A 17,455-nucleotide genomic window follows, 5' to 3' on the forward strand; every position below is an offset into this window, starting at 1 on the left:
AGACAAACTGTGAGTTTTTTCCGTAAGCAGGCCTCACCTCCTGACGAGACCAGCAGCAAAAGTTCCATCGGCCTGCGACTCAACGTGTTTTTCTTTAGCACGTTCGTTATATTTTGCGTAATCATCATCCGACTAGCTGTTCTGCAATTCGTGGAAGGTCCAACTTTAACTGAGGTAGAGACGAGTAGAGATACTAAAAATGTACCGTTAGCTTCCATGAGAGGGGTTATATACGCTGCAGGCGGTGAGAAGCTAGCTTATTCCACTCCTGTTCAATCGCTGTATATCACACTCAATAAAGAGTATACGGCTAAGGAAACAGATAAAGACACCGGTAAAACAACGCTGACCCCAGAGGCTAAGGTCAAGTCTGATGCCTTGGCAGCCAAGCTGGTAGCTGATTTCAATAAATATGGTGATCCAAATGCAGAGAAGATGACGGAGAAAGATGTAATTGATGCGTTGGATTTATATTTTCGTAAATCACTTGGCTTTATGGCACGGCGAATTAAGGCTGATCTGACTACTGAAGAAGTAGCTTATTTCATGGAACATAAAGGAGAATATCCGGGGCTTGAGATTGTCGAGGAGAGCATTCGTCATTACGATAAAGATACGGTTGCTGTACAGACGATTGGATATATCAAACCCTTCAAGTCCGCGAACAGTCTTAATATTTATAAAAACATTCTTAGTGCTATGAAAAACAATCCGGAGCCAGGGCTAACGTATAAGGATGATGAATTTGTTGGATTCGATGGGCTGGAGCTGAAATATCAGCGTGAGCTTCGCGGGCAAAACGGATATCAGGAAATTTCCGTCAATCCACAGAATATGGCGGAGAAAATTGAGCGTGTCGTTCCGCCTGTCAAAGGAAATGACATCTGGACAACGATTAATAAGAATGTTCAGATGAAGACAGAACAGGCGATAACAGATCAGCTCAAATGGTTGCACTCTAATACCGTACAAGGCAGAACGCATCCGAATGCTTTAACGGGATATGCAGTAGCGATGGAAGTAGATACTGGTAATATTGTCGCTATGGCGAGTATGCCTGATTATGATACGAATGTTTGGACATCAGGTTCTTTGTCTTCAGATGTCTGGAACAGTATTATGGATAATTATCAGAACGGAACGATCACTCCTATTTCTTCGGGAACCTCAGGGAACGGACTAAGATCTGTACTGCTTCTAGGTTCAACGATTAAACCTTTGAGTGTACTCGTGGGTCTGAATGAAGGGTTGTTTTCAACTTCTTCTTATTATCAGGATAAAGGTTTTGCGACTTTTGGTAAGTCTGGGCATGAAACGAAGGTAAGAAACTCTTCTAACCACGTATATGGTTCTTTGGATCCTGCTAGAGCCATTGAGAAATCCTCGAATGCATTTATGGTCGATATGGTCGGTAAAAGATTGTATGACAAATATAAAAGCAAGGGGATAGACATCTGGGATGTCTATATGAAAGAGTTCGGCCTTGGTGTATCTACGGGAATTGACCTGCCTAATGAATTCTTGGGTCAAAGAAACTATACCAATATAGAAGCTGCTGGTAGTGCGCAGTCCGCACTGGTCTATGCCTCTTTCGGACAACAAGGAAGTTATACAGTAATGCAGCTTGCACAGTATGTTACTACACTTGCTAATGAAGGACAGCGGATTAAACCTCAACTGGTTAGCAAGATTACTGACGCAGATGGAAATATAATCAAAGAGTTTAAACGTGAGGTGCTTGATGAAGTAACAAACTTCGATAAGTCCTACTGGAATGAAATTAAGCAGGGGATGCGAAGTGAAGTTAGTGCTTTTTCTGATTTCCCTTATGACTTTGCACGTAAGACGGGAACCTCTCAGCAAGTAGCTAAGGGTGAAATTCGCGATAATGGGGTATTTATTGCATATGCTCCACGTAATAATCCTAAGTTGGCTGTGGCGGTTGTAATCCCTGAAGGTGGCTTTGGTTCACAAAGTGCGGCACCAGTCGCACGTAAAATATTTGATGCCTATGATTGGGAATATGGGCTTGATGGAGTTCCAAAGAAAAGTCTCCAGTCTGGCAATAATACTAATGATAATGCGAAGGAGGGAGAGACTACAGGTACCGAGTAACTCTGACCCTATGGCTAAGATTTAAAAAAATAAACAGCTTCTCAATAGAGAGCATACAAGAATGGAGGGGTGGCAAATGATTGCCAAATACCGCCTGCTTGCATTGGATATGGATGGAACCCTACTGAATGATGAACAGATAATTACACCCACAACGGTGGAATGGATTCAAAAGGCGGTCAACGCAGGCGTTCATGTCTGTCTGTCGACAGGCCGGGCATTTGTAAGTGCCTTACCCTATGCAGAGCAGCTAGGTTTAGAGACACCGATGATCACTGTGAACGGCAGTGAGGTGTGGAGAGCGCCACATGAAATATACCGGAGATCGCTAATGGATCCCAAGCTGGTACAAGAAATGTATGATCTTGCAAAAGCAGATGACATCTGGTTCTGGGCTTATTCTCTGGACGAAGTTCTCAAACAGGATAACTGGGATGGGGATGTAACGGGTAGAGAATGGCTTAAGTTCGGTTATCACACTGAAGATGATGAGCTTCGCCATAAGCTGTTGCTTCGTCTTCAAGATATGGGTGGACTGGAGATTACGAACTCTTCTCCGCACAATCTGGAGATTAATCCTCTAGGCGTGAATAAGGCAGCAGGAATAAAGGAAGTCTGCAAGCTGCTGGGAATAGAAATGTCGCAAGTTGTAGCTGTGGGCGACAGCCTTAACGATCTGGCGGCGATCCAGCAGGCTGGACTTGGGGTTGCCATGGGCAACGCGCAAAAGACGGTTAAACAAGAGGCTGATGTTGTGGTGGCGACCAATAATCAAGACGGGATTGCCGAGGTCATCCAAAAGTATATCTTTACCGAAGCTGCAGCCTCTGTAGGCAGCAAATAATAAAAGCAGTACTGCGAAGTGAATCCATGGAGCATTATGCTAGTAGGAGGTTAAGGAATTGACGATCCTGGGTTGGATTCTTATCATTGTTTTGTTTGCTGTAGGATTGGCAGGGGCTGTGTATCCCATACTGCCGGGTGCGTTAGCGATCTATCTTGCCTTTTTTGTATACGGCTGGTTCTTTTCTTTTGAGCCCTTTGGGGTTTGGTTCTGGATTATTCAAACACTGATTGTTGTAGTTCTTTTTGTTGCTGATTATGTTGTAGGAGCGTGGGGTGTCAAAAAATTTGGCGGCTCACGTTCATCGATTATCGGGAGCACGATCGGGCTGATCTTGGGACCTTTTGTTATCCCGGCTTTTGGTCTTATCATTGGGCCATTTCTAGGGGCTTTTATTGGAGAATTGATCGTGGGATCTTCACCTTCTAAAGCTGCTAAGGTAAGTGTTGGCTCCATACTCGGCTTATTTAGCAGCACCTTGGTCAAAATCGTGTTGCAGGTAATTATGGTCGTCCTCTTTTTTATATGGGTCGCCCGGTTTTAATTTAACAGTGAAGAAGGGGAAAGAGTTTGTCCAAGAAAGAGTCTTTTGTTAAAGGCACGCTTATCCTTGCTGCTGCAGCTTTGGTGGCAAGGGTACTCGGGCTTGTCCAGCGGGTGCCGCTGGACCATATCTTTGACGGTGTGGGGAGAGCATCGTTCGGAGTTTCTAACAATATCTATTTAATGCTTCTAACCGTAGCCACCGCTGGGATTCCAAGTACACTCAGCAAAATGGTCTCTGAACGATACGCCTTGAATCGTCCTGAAGAGGCGAGACAAGTGTATCATGCTGCACTGCTGTTTTCAGTGGCTGCAGGGGTGTTTATGACTGTCTTGCTGTACATAGGGGCTCCATTTTATGCAACTCATATTGCTGATGTCCCTGAATCGGCGATGGCGATAAAAGCTATTGCGCCTGCGCTGCTGCTTTTTCCGGCAATAGCGATGATGCGTGGATATTTTCAAGGCCGCAACAATATGATGGCAGGTGGGATTTCTCAGATCGTGGAGCAATTCGCTCGCGTACTGACCGCTATTTTGCTGGCTTATATTTTATTACATCAAGGTTATAGCAACACTACAATTGCTGCGGGAGCATCCTTTGGTAGCGTGATCGGTAGTATCGCGGCGTTTGGCGTAATGATTTATTTTGCAGTCAAACTTCGCCGTGAGGACAAGCAATTAGGATTGAATTATGATACTGCTCAAAAATTACCGATTTGGGGTATCTACAAGGATATTTTTACACTGTCTATTCCCATTGTGCTGTCTTCCCTTACGATTCCGGTTGTGAATGTAATTGACACTTCTCTTACGGTACGATTATTGATTGATCAGATAGGTAGGGATAGTGCCACTTCAGCGCTAGGTATTTTATCCAATCGTGCTCAGAGTGTAGCGGGCATTCCACCTGTTCTAGCTATCGCACTTGGAACTTCATTGATTCCGATCATTTCGGCTGCCTATGCCCGCCGTGATGAGGGGCATTTGAAAAAGCAGATAACGCTTGCTCTGCGGATTTCTATTTTGACAGGGATGCCGATTGTATTGGCGCTTGTAGCAGCTGCTTATTCTGTAAATGGATTATTGTTCGCCAGTTTAGATGGCAGTGGTATCGTAGCCATGCTTACTTTAGGAACGATCTTTCAGATTACGATGATGACAACGAACTCTATTTTGTTAGGTATGGGCAAATCGCGAATTTCCATGTATTATGTGTTAGCGGGTATTATTGTAAAATTAGTGGCAAGCTTATTACTTAGTAAGGTATTTGGCATCTACGGAATCATCGGTGCAACAGCACTTTGTTTCGTGGTCATTACTTTGCTTAACTTACGCATGCTGAAATCGATCGTGCCTTTTGAAATTATGGGCAAACGTTGGGGCGGTTTCGCGATTGCGGTACTTGTGTCCGGCGGGATTGGTTATGGCTTGAATGAGGCTGGGATTCTGTTAACAGATCTGATGCCGGCACGTTTGGCGTTTCTGATCACTTGTCTTGTTGTAGGAGCAGCAGTTGTTGTTATTTATCTAGTACTGCTTATTGTGCTGGGCGTGCTGACTAAACAGGAAATCTCCAGTTATCCGCGGGCGCTGCAAAAATTATTGAATCCGCTGATGAAGTTACAGCCTGCACGTGTTCGTATGAGAGAATAGGTTTGACTTCTACCCTGCATTTTGCTTCACTTAAAGAGTAGAAAATAGACAGATATTGAAGAAGGGACTGAGTAAATCATGGACAAAATTAGTTCTCCTGCTGAATTTCAGGTAGCCATTCAATCACCTCGATTAACAGTGGCCATCTTCAAGGCTGACTGGTGCTCGGATTGCAAATTTATCGATCCTTTTATCCCAGAGGTAGAGCAGGCTTATGCAGACCGCCTTACACTGGTTGAGGTAGATGTTGATGCCGTGGGCGATGTTAGCCAAGAACAAAATATTATGGGTATTCCAAGCTTCGTCGCATATTCGGATGGACGGGAATTGGTTAGATTCGTTAATAAATTGCGCAAATCCCGTGAAGAGATTGAAAATTTCCTTGATAAAGCGGTCCAAGTGCATCAAAGCCTTCAAAAGTAATTCCTAAGGAACCACCGCTTTCGCCTGTTTGTGCAAAAGCGGTGGTTTTTTGAAATATAAGTCTGGCTGCTTCTTCATTACTAAAAACTGCGGGTGATATTTTTGACGACAAATCAGTTGAAATGGCTTAGTTATCTTACTTGCCTTATCATGTTCCTCGCTGTACTCGGAGGAGCGGTAGTGACGAAGACTGGATCGGGCTTGGAATGCGGAAATGAATGGCCGCTCTGTCATGGGAAATTAATTCCGGCTTATACTATAGGCTCGATGATTGAATACACCCATCGCTTGTTTAGCGGTTTGGCAGGGTTATTCTCACTTGCCTCGATGTTTGCTTTTTGGCGTTATGCCCGTACTCGGCGCGATTTGCTGGGCTATGCATTTATGACTTTATTATTCGTCATCGTTCAAGGTGGTATGGGAGCGCTTGCAGTAATTAAATCTCAATCTGCTGCTGTAATGGCGCTGCATATGGGTTTTTCTTTGATCGCCTTTTCGAGCGCTATGATGTTGGCTCTTGGAACCAAGAGATGGCATGAATCGCGCGAATATGATCATACGTTGGAAGCTCAAAAGAAGCCCGTAAGTAAGGCTTTTCGCAATTTAACTTGTTTTACTGCCATCTATTCTTATATTGTCGTGTATATTGGAGCCTTTGTAAGTCATACGGATTCACAGGGCGGGTGTTCGGGATGGCCGCTTTGTAATGGAGAATGGGTTCCGGAGCTTTCTGGAGGTGTAGGTGTTGTTTTTACGCATCGGATTGCGGCTTTGCTCTTATTCATGCTTACTGCGCTGCTTGGGCATTTAGCATTTTGGAAACATAAGGATTATCCAGAGCTTAGAGCGCTAGGTGTAGCTGCAGTGCTGTTATGCTTGATGCAGGTGTTTAGTGGGGCGGCTGTGGTTTACACCCTAGATAATGAAAGATTGTACATATTTGCCGCTTTGGCTCATATTTTGCTGATTGCCAGTTTGTTTGGTGTCTTATGTTATATGAGTGTAAGAGTCTGGCAGCTAAATCGTGCGGGTAGTGTCGTGTCTGGAAAAAATGTAACGAACCCAATGATTCCACCGCCTTGGTAGAACATTCCCTCCGTGGATAGAGGCGCTTCACCCGCGGAATAATAAAGTGGAAATCGGTATATCGTGGAGCTGATTGGCCGATGCTTACGTCGCGAGTTTTGTACGAAGCAGTCCATGGAAGCAGACGCTGAACAAAACTTTAGGAGGACTGGGATATGCTGCGGGTATTACTTGGAGAGCCGCCTCGAAAGAACAGTGGTGTGTTGGCTGATGCGATGGAGAATATGGCCACTTTTGCAGCATTGCTGCGCAAGGAAATGAGTGCCCATGAGGATAATGACCATGAATACCGCAAGCTGGAGATTTGGACACGTGGACTGATTTCCTCTCTGGATGAACTGGAGCAAAGTTGGTTCGCGGCCGCTTTTTACCGGAAATTAGTGATCGCGGGTTATATGGATGATATGACACCGGTGGAACAGGGCGATTATGCACGTTATGTTTATTTTTATAAAGATGGCTTTATCCGGGTTTTCTCTCTTCTGGACAAGCTTGGGACGGTACTGAATCATTTTTATGATCTCAAAACATCCAAATTAAAAACGCACTTTTCTTACTTTACAGTGCTGCGTCAGCTTCAATTATTGAATGTGCATCCTGCATTAGCGGATCAACTGGAACAGATCAAGAACTCCTACCGCGATCCATTGGAGAATTTACGCAAGCGCAGAAATGCTGAAATTCATTATATGAATTCTGAAATGCAGGATGATCTGTGGCAGCGGCATCAAGGTCTGCATGATAAAATTCAGCTCGAGGATCTGGATAGCCATCTTGAGGATTTAAAACAATCGCTCGAAATGAACTGTAAGACATTAATCGCGGCATTCAGCTACAGCAATGAACAGCTGCGTAAGGAAATAAGCAGGGCAAAGAGCATAAAATCGTAATCGTTCAATATATTTCCTTTTGACAAAAATCGATAAACTCACTATACTTATGCTTGCATTAAAGTATGTACGATTTCAGAAAAAATATAATTTCATAACTTTATCTTATCGAGAGCGGCGGAGGGATAGGCCCGATGAAGCCCGGCAACCGATTTGTATCCAGCGCGGGAAGCGTTGTACAAATGTCATGGTGCTAATTCCTACAATGGCGCAGGTTGCGGTCGTTGGCAGATGAGAAGGCATTGTCTTAATAAACCCACAGAGCCTCTTGCGATCTGCATCGATCGTTGGAGGTTTTTTTGTATAGAATAAGTGAAATATAAAGGGGGGGCGACGAGAGTTGATTAATCTAAAAGGGATAACAAAGGTTTATGGAAAAGGGAGTAATGCGGCAACAGCGCTTTCTGGATTGAATCTGTCCATCGAGAAAGGTGAAATATTCGGAGTCATCGGCCACTCTGGAGCGGGGAAAAGTACATTGATCCGTTGCATTAATCTGTTGGAACGTCCGACAGAAGGTGAGGTCTGGGTAGACGGTGTTGAACTCACTAGCCTTAACCAAGGTCAATTACAGGAACAGCGGCGCAAGATTGGGATGATTTTTCAACATTTCAATTTGCTTTCTTCGGCGACTGTGTATGATAATATTGCCTTTCCACTGCGACTTGCAGGTACATCTAGAACAGCTATTGATACAAAAGTGAAAGATCTGCTCGCTCTAGTTGGGCTTGAAGAACATACAGATAAGTATCCTTCTCAGTTATCTGGAGGACAAAAGCAGCGGGTCGGCATCGCCCGGGCACTAGCCAGTGACCCTGATGTACTGCTGTGTGACGAGGCCACTTCTGCGCTTGATCCCCAGACAACGGATTCCATTCTTAAGCTGCTGCTTGATATTAATAAAAGATTCCATTTGACCATTGTGCTGATCACGCATGAAATGCATGTAATCCAGAGTATCTGCGACCGTGTCGCGGTCATACATGGTGGTGGGATTGTTGAACAAGGCAAAGTTACAGAGGTATTTCTCAAGCCGCAGCATGAGGTTACACGCGATTTCATCCGCAGTGAGACACAGAATGAAGGGCCTCTTCGAGTGGCGCTTGATGCTGCTGCCGGGGATAACTCTCAAGCTGTCAAAATTACTTTTTTCGGAGAAAAAACTTACGGCTCGGCACTATCCGATGTCGTGCGTGATACGGGTGTGAGCTTTGCAATCTTACATGGTACCATCTCAACGATTAAAGATGTGCCTTATGGACAGATGATTGTGCGGTTTGAAGGGCCAGCTGAGGCAATTGCTGTAACGATCTCCAGACTAATTGCTCAAGGCCTTGATGTGGAGGTGATTTCGTAATGAATTTTGCAGATCTAAATTGGCAAGAAATGATGGATGCTACGGTTGCTACTATAAAAATGATATTTTTTTCCGGATTGTTCACAATTATTCTTGGTTTACCACTCGGAATTCTATTGTATTTATGGGGGAAATCGAATAGTATAGTAATCAGAGTAACTTACTCGGTCTTATCATTACTTGTAAATATCCTACGTTCCGTACCCTTTATCATTTTGATGGTGGCTCTAATTCCTTTCAGCAAAGCCGTTGTTGGAACCTCCATTGGTGTACTCGGTACGATTCCACCTCTGGTGATTGGTGCAGCTCCGTTTTTTGCCCGCTTGGTAGAGACGTCGTTAAGAGAGGTAGACCGCGGAGTCATCGAAGCCGCACAAGGTATGGGAGCATCGACGAACCAAATCGTTATGCGTGTTCTTTTGCCAGAAGCTCGTCCAGGTCTGCTAGCTGGAGTTACGATCACACTGGTTACACTGGTCTCCTATACAGCAATGGCTGGTATGGTTGGGGGCGGCGGATTAGGTGACTTGGCGATTCGTTACGGCTACCACCGCTATGAGACGGAGATTATGATTGTTTCTATATTATTTATTGTCGTACTGGTGCAATTGCTACAAATGGCCGGTGACCGACTCGTAAAACATTACACACGGAAATAAGGTACATCCATATATATCCTTATTCAATACAAAATATAGATTAGAGGGGGATTTACAATGAAAAAAGTACTACTTACATTTTTTAGCCTGATACTGGTTGCGGTGCTTGCGGCTTGCGGTAACAACAATGCATCTAATAATGCTGGGAGCTCGGCTGCTACAACAGCACCAAATGCAGAAGCAACAAGTGAACCTACTAAAGATCCTGTGAAACTGGTTATTGGTGCCTCACCTGTGCCTCATGCTGAAATTTTGAAGGCTATTGCTCCATTGCTTGAAAAAGATGGAATTACACTTGAAATTAAAGAATTTACTGACTATATTCAACCTAACGTGCAGCTTGATGAGAAGGAGTTAGACGCTAACTTTTTCCAACACCAACCGTATCTGGATGACCAAAACAAAAATAATAAAACAGATCTGGTCTCCGTTGCATCCGTTCACGTTGAGCCTTTTGGAGCTTATTCCAAAAAAATCAAATCGATCGATGAGTTGGCTGATGGTGCAAAAGTTGCCATTCCGAACGATGCTACTAACGGTGGCCGTGCACTAATCCTACTTGCAAAAAATGGTCTGATTACCTTGAAAGATGATACAAACATTGCTGCAACGAAAGCAGATATCACTGAAAACAAGAAAAACCTCGACATTATTGAATTGGAAGCAGCTATGCTCCCACGTCAACTGGATGAGGTAGACCTTGCTTTGATCAACACGAACTTTGCACTAGACGCTGGTCTTGTTCCAACTAAAGATGCACTGTTCATCGAGGGTGTAGATTCCCCTTATGCTAACATTTTGGTAACCCGTCAAGACAATAAAGATTCCGAAGCCATCAAAAAGCTGGTTGCTGCCCTGAATTCTCCAGAAGCTAAAGCTTTCATTGAAGAAAAGTACGAAGGTGCGATCATTCCAGCGTTTTAAGGAATTAAGCTAAATTCGTCTATAGTCATAACAAGAACCCGCAGCCAAGTTGGCTTGCGGGTTTTGTGTTCTAAGGTTGTGAGAGAATGTTAAATCCTCTATAATAAGAAAATCCCGATCTCCTTTACAGGAGAATCGGGAGGGTTATTGAACGGGATTTAGAATACTTGAACTACTTCTTCAACGCCTTCTACTTCTTCAAGGAGGGCGCGTTCAATCCCGGCTTTCAAGGTGATCGTGGAGCTTGGGCAGCTGCCGCAGGCACCCATAAGTTTCAACTTAACGATGCCGTCTTCCACATCGACCAGTTCTACGTCACCGCCATCGCGCTGCAGGAACGGACGAAGCTTATCCAGCACTTCTAGTACTTCATCATACATCTCGGTGCTTTGTGCATTCTCACTCATTTCTCAATCACTCCTTTCGTAAGTTCATTATAGTACAAAAAGTTAAAAAATAAAATGGTTAGGCGGAATAGGGAGATCATCATGAGACCAATTATTGAATTTTGTTCCAGCAACATGGGTCACGGAACAGACAAGCTAATGCATAAGCTGGAGGAAAATCCGGATTATGATGTCATTGAATACGGATGTCTGAACAATTGTGGAGAGTGTTATTTAATGCCTTTCGCCATGGTTGAAGGTGACATTATTGCAGCAGACACTGTTGCAGAGCTAGAAGAGAAAATTGAGGCCAAGATCAAAGAGCTTGAGGCTTGGTTTAATATAGATCTTGACTAAATTTCTCGAGAAAAAAAGAGGGAGCACTTCATAATCTAAATTATGGAGTGCTCCCTCTTTTTGGAACCTTACTTGAACAAAATCCACCAATTTGATCGATTAGGCAACATATTGGAGAGTGCAGGTGCTACCGTGAAGGTGCCACCGGACTCAGGCGACCTTATATTGAGTATTTTCCTACATTTGGATTGCTATCGGACCCCATAGTCACTATTCACCTGAAAAACAGCATAAATGAACCTCATTATAAGCAATAACTTCACTGGAGTCCGAAACTCTCCTCCAAAGGCTAAAAATTTGCGAATAAGGATATCTGAGTCCGTAGGGTATACGCACCAATAACGTAAGAAAGCTACTCTCGTGTTTATCTGAGAGTAGCTTCGTTGAATACTTATGAACCAATCTTAGGCTTATCCTAAAGTGCGTTTCGACATCCAGAGCACTCCGCTCTTGAGGATGCGGGGAACCCGTCCTTTGACGGAGCGTTGTCCCATAAGTCCGAATCCTGCTTTTTTGCCTAGTGACCCTAAAGTACCCTTCAGGCGAATAGGATGAAGCTTAGGAGTCTCACCGCGCCAGGTGGCTTGAATAACCTGAGCTACCTGCTCACCCTGTGCTCCAGCGGCTTGTGCGCTTGGTGCAAATGGCAGACTGGCACAGTCACCAATCACATATACCTCAGGATAATCCGGTATACGATAATACTCATCCAGCATAATCCGTCCACCGCGGTCCTTCGACACATTCAAATCTTGAACTACTTTTACAGGTTGAATTCCTGCGGTCCATACTGTCACATCTGAAAGGATTTCCTCGGTACCGTTAAAAATCGAATCCTTCTCTACATGAGATACAGAGATTCGTCCGAGCGTTTGCACCTGATGGTGATGAAACCATTCCTCTACGTACTGTGACAGCTTTGCCGGAAAGGCAGACAAAACACGTTCACCGCGATCCAGAATAGCAATGTTAAGGTCTGGACGGCTCTCCCGAAGCTCTGCGGCTAATTCAACACCGCTTAATCCTCCACCTACGATGTTTATCGTTCCGTAAGGCTTCACATCATTTAAACGGCGGTAGGTTTCCCGAGTACCAGCAAAGGTCTGGATGCTGCAGGTATATTGATCAGCACCAGGGATGTTGTGGTAATTATCGGTACAGCCAAGAGCAATGGCTAGGAGATCATAAGATACAATCTCACCGGATTCCATACTGACTATTTTGCTCTCCAAATCAATGGAACTCACTTCACCGTACCGGACAGTAAGCCGGGGGTGAACCGGAAAATGAATGCGCAGGTGATAATCAGTTACGGTACCTGCGGCGAGCGCATAATATTCCGTTTTGATTCCTTGATAAGGCATTCGGTCAATTAAGATAATTTCAACATCATGAGGAAGATGATTATTGAGTAATTCTTGAATTAAGGCTAGGCCGCCGTAGCCACCGCCAAGAACGAGTATTGTTCTCATGCTGACCGAACTTCCTTTCCAATATGGGATAACAAATCTCAGGTAGTCTTCTTATTCGTATACCTTAACCTCATTATAGAAAGTGTCACGTTCGACAGGAATTCGTCCAGCACCTTTCACTAGCCAGATCAATTCGTCGCGAGTCAGACCTTCCGGTGTTAAGGCGCCAGCCGCGTGGCTGATCCGTTCTTTTAGAATTGTGCCATGCACGTCTGATGCACCGAAGTTCAGCGCAACTTGAGTAAGCTGAGGGCCAATGTTAATGAAGTACGCTTTGATGTGATCGAAATTGTCCAACATCAATCTGCTGATCGCAATGGTCTTCAGATCCTCATAAGCAGAGTTGCGGCGCATGATGCCAGCGTTTTTATTCTTAGGCTGCATGGACAATGGAATGAATACCATAAAGCCATTGGTTTCGTCCTGCAAATCACGGATTTGCATCATATGGCGGATACGGTCTTCGTGAGATTCAATGGAGCCGTACAGCATAGTGGTATGGGTCTTCATCCCAAGCTGATGTGCTGTCCGATGGACTTCCAGATATTCTTCCACATTAGCTTTGTCTACACGCATTTTTTTACGATATTGGTCGGATAATATCTCTGCGCCACCACCGGTGAGTGTTTTAAGTCCAGCAGCACGCAATTGTTCCAGTACCTCACGAATACTCAAACCGCTAATACGGGTAAAGAAATCAATCTCAGCGGCAGTGTAGGCTTTTAAGGTAACCTCAGGGAAACGTTCGTTCAAAGCCTTTAAAGAATCCACATAATATTGGAAGGGAACCTTGTCGTTATGGCCACCAACAATGTGGAATTCGCGTACGCCCGGGTGGATATGCTGTTCGACATATTGCACCATTTCCTGACCGGAAAGGGTATAGGCTCCCTCTTCTCCATCATCTTTGCGGAAATTGCAGAATGCACAGTGCGATTCGCAAACATTGGTGAAATATAGACTCATGTTTTCGATAAAATATACCCGGTTGTGATTCTTGGAGATATTGACTTCATTCGCTAGCTGGCCAATGGTAAGTAAATCGTTGCTTTGATATAAATAAACGCCATCTTCCAAATTCAATCTTTCGCCGCTGCGAACCTTATCAATAATGTTCGCCATTCGGGCATCCGTGTGGGGGGTAAAAAGAGTAGACATATTATGATTTCCTCCTGAAAGTTTACGAGCAGATTGCTCGAAGATAAATTCCAGACGTACCCAAGTGGTAGCTGTTCATTCTAAAAAAGAAAGAGGCGAGCTTGCCTCCGTGACAAATTTCCGAATTTTTACTTAGAGTGCCTTCCCTATTATAAACCTACTCTCCTAAGGGTATCAACAGCTTGATATTGATGGTGTTTTTTGCTGTGAAGGGTCATGCCTAAGGCAGTTGTGACTTGAGGGTAACGGAATAGTCGGTTATACTGAATTTATCAAGCATAAACGTCATTGGCATCCTTATAAAGGTGATAAGCGTTTGAGCGAGAAATATAAGACATAAAGAATAGGTGCAACACTTATACTTTCTTATATTTTTAAGAAATAACTTTTGGCCGGAAGGCCTCTTAAACATAAGTTTCCGCTTATGAAGTGAGACGAATTTGTAGGAGGATGAGATCATGATTAATATTAGTGAAAAGGCAGCAGAACAATTAAAGGCGATGCTTGCTGAACAAGAAGTACCGAACATGTTCCTCCGTATTGGAGTAACGCCCGGCGGTTGCAGTGGATTCTCGTACGCTATGGGCTTTGATGATAATGAAACTGATCAGGACGTATATATGGACATTCAAGACATGAAAGTGGTTGTGGAGAAGGAGAACCTTCGTTACCTGGACGGTCTCGAAATCGACTTTGAAGAATCCGGCATGACGGGTGGCTTCACCATCAACAACCCTAATGCTACTGCAACCTGTGGCTGCGGCTCAAGCTTCCGTACAGCTACGGATGCAGGGAAACCTAACGAAGAGCCTTGCTAATAGCAGCTATCACGGCTCCAAGCCCCGTGTTGGATTCTAACAACACAGGCTTGGAGTTTTTTTTATTCTCAATGACAAAAATCATCACAAGGAGTTCGGAAATGGAAATCAGAAAATTAAAAGCTGGTGAACAGCCTCCATTAGAATTACTTCTATTAGCAGATCCTTCGGAGAGCTTAGTTAACGGATATTTACGAAGAGGGTTATGTTGTGTGGCTGAGGTAGATAACAGCATCATCGGAGTCTACGTTGTGCTGCAGACAAGACCGGAGACTGTAGAGATTGTTAATATCGCCGTCGACGAAAATAAACACGGGCAAGGTATAGGAAAACAGCTGCTGAACCATGCGATTCAGAATGCCAAGCTGCTTGGGGCAAATACCATTGAAATTGGCACAGGAAATTCGAGCGTTGGACAATTGGCACTTTATCAGAAATGCGGATTCAGAATCACCGGAATTGATAGAGACTTTTTTACTAGGCATTACAGCGAAGAGATCTTTGAAAATGGGATTCAAGTCATAGATATGATACGTCTGTCGCTAGATTTATGAGTAAAAGGGGAGTTTCTCAGAAGCCATTTAATTTGCGCTGGGGTAGCTCTTTATTCTTTTACATAGGAAGCAAACCATGTATCGCGAACCTTGTATCGGACACAGATGACCCTAAACGCCGCATTTCCCCATATTTGTGGTGCCAACGGACCGCATTGCCGCTATTGCTATGAAATCAGTAAATATGAAGCTCTTTTTAAGCAATAGTGTCACTGGAGTCCGAAACCACGCCTAAAAGGTTGAAAATCTGCAAATAACGTCATATGGGTCCGAAATGCTCATGGGTTAAAGACGCTGTTGAAGCAGATAGCTATTGTTTAAAAACACAGAGCAGCGATTCTCCACATAACTGGAGAATCGCTGCTCTGTTGTTTTTTTGCGATGGTCGGACCGTCTGTTCATAGAAATAAGCTGCTTATAGGCAGTCCCTGCGTACATTAGGCTGGAATAATAAACTTGTAATTAATCATAAATACGATGAGCGCTGCAGCTCCAAGGGAGAAGGCGATACAGCCCGTACCCAGTGCTCTGCGTTTGTCTTTAATAAATTTAAAGCCGATGGCGCAGATCAGTATAGTCGTTCCAGCCAATACAATGGACATCCCAAGCATAGCCACCCAATATAAAACCTCAAAAAACTGTGCCATTCTGAGCCCTCCCCGCGCTGTGCTTTTTAGTGATTCTGTTAGTACTCACTATAATAGTAGAAATTGAAAATGTAACCGCTATTAATAATACAACGATTTTGAAGATTATTCTAGTTATAGTGAACTCATCCATTAAGATAATGATGTCGAATTTCTTGAGAACTGAATCTACAAAATCCGCGGTTGTACCCTGTCGCTGTCGACTGATGCTGTGCTAAACACTAAGCCCTTTTTGCTAAGAGCGGCATCTTACACGGACAATCATACAAGAGGGCGAGACCTTCTCTGAGTAATGTATAGGGTAGGCTGGATTGTGAAGGGAGGGAAAGGACGATGGCAGGAAGACAATTGGCCAGTAAGTGGCTGAAGACAGAGGCGTTGCTGACCGATGCTCGGGTTGCACCCTATATCCCAATGACGAGGGGGTACAGGGCAGAAACGCTCCTGGCAATGCTTCGTAAATATGGAAATGTTGTCATTAAACCTATTGTGGGTGGCGGAGGTTACGGTGTAATCAAAGTTTTTCGGGATAGTCGCGGTTATGGATTCACCTATATGGACAGAACTCGAATTTACAAGGATTTTGGATCCATGAGACGTGCGCTTAATACTGTGAAAGCAAGACGCAGATATTTGATTCAACAAGGGATTTCCCTGGCGAGAATCGGCGGGCGGCCTATTGATTATCGGGTCAAAGTAGTTAAAAATGGTGATGTTTGGGAATTTCGCTCCATGGTAGGTAGATTGGCTCGGCCAGGTCTGTTCGTGACCAATCTTTGTAAAGGGGGAACGATGCTATCATGTCGTGAAGGACTTCGTAGATCGTTGCCGCGGATTAAAGCTTCAGCGAAGAAAGCAGAAATGCGGAGACTAACCCATGTATGTATCGGAATTATGGAACGGCATTTTCCGGGAATAGGTGAGCTGGGCTTTGATTATGCTGTAGATTATTCGGGGAAAATATGGATTCTGGAGGTTAATACAAGACCTCAATAAATTAACAATTATTTTAAGAATTGACGATAATAGAGTAGTAAGATAAAATTGCGTTTAGTTGCGTTCTTTTGGGGTAAATAACATTGTAATTTATTTACAATAAAAATATATTTTTAGCTGTATACAAGTGGTTCAATCCTGTGTATAACTATTATCCCCATAGTCCACTGTGTAGCTAGTACCTTTATAACGCTTACACACATTTTATACACAGGATTTCCACATGTACTTGTGGATAACGCGAACGCTTGTTCGAAAAATGATAGTTTGATATGATAGATTCAGATCCAAATAAAGGAAAGGTAGATGAAGTTTATGGTTGAATTGTCGGATGAGATGCTGCTTGACTCTTACCATAGAGCAATAGAGCTGCAACTAGAGCATGATTTCATCGCTCTTCTACTCGTTGAAATTCGCAAACGAAACTTACACTCTCCAGTACATGCGGTTCTTCATTAAAAAGCGCAAAGGATAACTTTGTAGCAGGCTACATATATAAAACCGCGAGGCACAAACAAACATAAAAGGGTATCCTCACAGGCTGTTATCAACAGGCCTGTAAGAATACCC

Annotated in this window: 19 protein-coding genes and 1 riboswitch; of the genes, 15 read left to right on the plus strand and 4 right to left on the minus strand. The window is 43.9% G+C overall.

The features are described from left to right. The first annotated feature begins 9 nt into the window (after positions 1-9). The 10 genes from MKY63_RS15250 to MKY63_RS15295 all read left to right on the plus strand — a co-directional run bounded on the left by MKY63_RS15250 (position 10) and on the right by MKY63_RS15295 (position 10,497). The gene (locus tag MKY63_RS15250; RefSeq protein ID WP_036685271.1) at positions 10-2,115 is read left to right on the plus strand and encodes a penicillin-binding transpeptidase domain-containing protein; all 2,106 of its coding nucleotides are present in this window, start codon (positions 10-12) and stop codon (positions 2,113-2,115) included. A gap of 76 nt (positions 2,116-2,191) precedes the next feature. Beyond that, entirely contained in the window at positions 2,192-2,959 is a 768-nt protein-coding gene (locus tag MKY63_RS15255) for a Cof-type HAD-IIB family hydrolase (RefSeq protein WP_036685270.1), read from the plus strand. A 58-nt stretch (positions 2,960-3,017) separates the two neighbouring features. Continuing rightward, entirely contained in the window at positions 3,018-3,503 is a 486-nt protein-coding gene (locus MKY63_RS15260) for a DUF456 family protein (protein ID WP_038573189.1), read from the plus strand. 26 nt (positions 3,504-3,529) lie between these two features. Continuing rightward, complete coding sequence (locus tag MKY63_RS15265; protein WP_038573188.1) at positions 3,530-5,158, plus strand: polysaccharide biosynthesis protein; 1,629 nt, start codon at positions 3,530-3,532, stop codon at positions 5,156-5,158. A 78-nt stretch (positions 5,159-5,236) separates the two neighbouring features. Further along, the gene (locus MKY63_RS15270; RefSeq protein ID WP_036685265.1) at positions 5,237-5,581 is read left to right on the plus strand and encodes a thioredoxin family protein; all 345 of its coding nucleotides are present in this window, start codon (positions 5,237-5,239) and stop codon (positions 5,579-5,581) included. 102 nt (positions 5,582-5,683) lie between these two features. Next, complete coding sequence (locus tag MKY63_RS15275; RefSeq protein ID WP_076099376.1) at positions 5,684-6,667, plus strand: COX15/CtaA family protein; 984 nt, start codon at positions 5,684-5,686, stop codon at positions 6,665-6,667. A 155-nt stretch (positions 6,668-6,822) separates the two neighbouring features. Continuing rightward, positions 6,823-7,557, plus strand: coding sequence for a Cthe_2314 family HEPN domain-containing protein (locus MKY63_RS15280; protein ID WP_038573186.1), 735 nt, complete (start codon positions 6,823-6,825; stop codon positions 7,555-7,557). A gap of 102 nt (positions 7,558-7,659) precedes the next feature. Further along, positions 7,660-7,795, plus strand: a riboswitch (SAM riboswitch). A 102-nt stretch (positions 7,796-7,897) separates the two neighbouring features. Continuing rightward, on the plus strand, positions 7,898-8,914 hold the full coding sequence (locus MKY63_RS15285) for a methionine ABC transporter ATP-binding protein (RefSeq protein WP_036685258.1): 1,017 nt from the start codon (positions 7,898-7,900) through the stop codon (positions 8,912-8,914). After that, positions 8,914-9,573 (plus strand): methionine ABC transporter permease, encoded by a 660-nt coding sequence (locus MKY63_RS15290; RefSeq protein WP_036685255.1) that lies wholly within the window; start codon positions 8,914-8,916, stop codon positions 9,571-9,573. Before MKY63_RS15285 ends, MKY63_RS15290 begins: the two co-directional genes overlap by 1 nt. Before the next feature lie 57 nt (positions 9,574-9,630). Beyond that, the gene (locus MKY63_RS15295; RefSeq protein ID WP_339809246.1) at positions 9,631-10,497 is read left to right on the plus strand and encodes a MetQ/NlpA family ABC transporter substrate-binding protein; all 867 of its coding nucleotides are present in this window, start codon (positions 9,631-9,633) and stop codon (positions 10,495-10,497) included. A 158-nt stretch (positions 10,498-10,655) separates the two neighbouring features. Here the strand turns inward: MKY63_RS15295 and MKY63_RS15300 are convergent, their stop codons facing one another. Then, complete coding sequence (locus tag MKY63_RS15300) at positions 10,656-10,904, minus strand: NifU family protein (protein WP_036685249.1); 249 nt, start codon at positions 10,902-10,904, stop codon at positions 10,656-10,658. A gap of 81 nt (positions 10,905-10,985) precedes the next feature. Here MKY63_RS15300 and MKY63_RS15305 point away from each other — a divergent pair, with 81 nt between their 5' ends. Beyond that, a complete protein-coding gene (locus MKY63_RS15305; RefSeq protein WP_036685247.1) occupies positions 10,986-11,240 on the plus strand; it encodes a YuzB family protein in 255 nt (84 codons plus the stop codon). Between the two features lie 410 nt (positions 11,241-11,650). Here the strand turns inward: MKY63_RS15305 and MKY63_RS15310 are convergent, their stop codons facing one another. Then, the gene (locus MKY63_RS15310) at positions 11,651-12,712 is read right to left on the minus strand and encodes an NAD(P)/FAD-dependent oxidoreductase (protein ID WP_076099373.1); all 1,062 of its coding nucleotides are present in this window, start codon (positions 12,710-12,712) and stop codon (positions 11,651-11,653) included. A gap of 51 nt (positions 12,713-12,763) precedes the next feature. Next, positions 12,764-13,870, minus strand: a complete 1,107-nt coding sequence (gene mqnE, locus MKY63_RS15315) for an aminofutalosine synthase MqnE (protein ID WP_339809249.1) — start codon at positions 13,868-13,870, stop codon at positions 12,764-12,766. A gap of 458 nt (positions 13,871-14,328) precedes the next feature. Between mqnE and MKY63_RS15320 the strand changes: the two genes are divergently transcribed. Both MKY63_RS15320 and MKY63_RS15325 read left to right on the plus strand, forming a co-directional pair. Next, entirely contained in the window at positions 14,329-14,688 is a 360-nt protein-coding gene (locus tag MKY63_RS15320; RefSeq protein WP_036685235.1) for an iron-sulfur cluster assembly accessory protein, read from the plus strand. 101 nt (positions 14,689-14,789) lie between these two features. Then, positions 14,790-15,242: a GNAT family N-acetyltransferase gene (locus MKY63_RS15325; protein ID WP_339809250.1), complete on the plus strand. Its 453-nt coding sequence runs from the start codon at positions 14,790-14,792 to the stop codon at positions 15,240-15,242. Positions 15,243-15,679: 437 nt separating this feature from the next. Here the strand turns inward: MKY63_RS15325 and MKY63_RS15330 are convergent, their stop codons facing one another. Further along, complete coding sequence (locus tag MKY63_RS15330) at positions 15,680-15,889, minus strand: hypothetical protein (RefSeq protein WP_036685233.1); 210 nt, start codon at positions 15,887-15,889, stop codon at positions 15,680-15,682. A gap of 333 nt (positions 15,890-16,222) precedes the next feature. On the opposite strand from MKY63_RS15330, the gene MKY63_RS15335 reads away from it, so the two are divergent. Both MKY63_RS15335 and sda read left to right on the plus strand, forming a co-directional pair. Continuing rightward, positions 16,223-16,885 (plus strand): YheC/YheD family protein, encoded by a 663-nt coding sequence (locus tag MKY63_RS15335; protein WP_036685231.1) that lies wholly within the window; start codon positions 16,223-16,225, stop codon positions 16,883-16,885. 315 nt (positions 16,886-17,200) lie between these two features. Beyond that, positions 17,201-17,344, plus strand: coding sequence for a sporulation histidine kinase inhibitor Sda (gene sda, locus MKY63_RS15340; RefSeq protein ID WP_036685584.1), 144 nt, complete (start codon positions 17,201-17,203; stop codon positions 17,342-17,344). The last annotated feature ends 111 nt before the right edge of the window (positions 17,345-17,455 follow it).

This window comes from Paenibacillus sp. FSL R7-0189 (assembly GCF_037969925.1).
Taxonomy (GTDB): domain Bacteria; phylum Bacillota; class Bacilli; order Paenibacillales; family Paenibacillaceae; genus Paenibacillus_AQ; species Paenibacillus_AQ odorifer.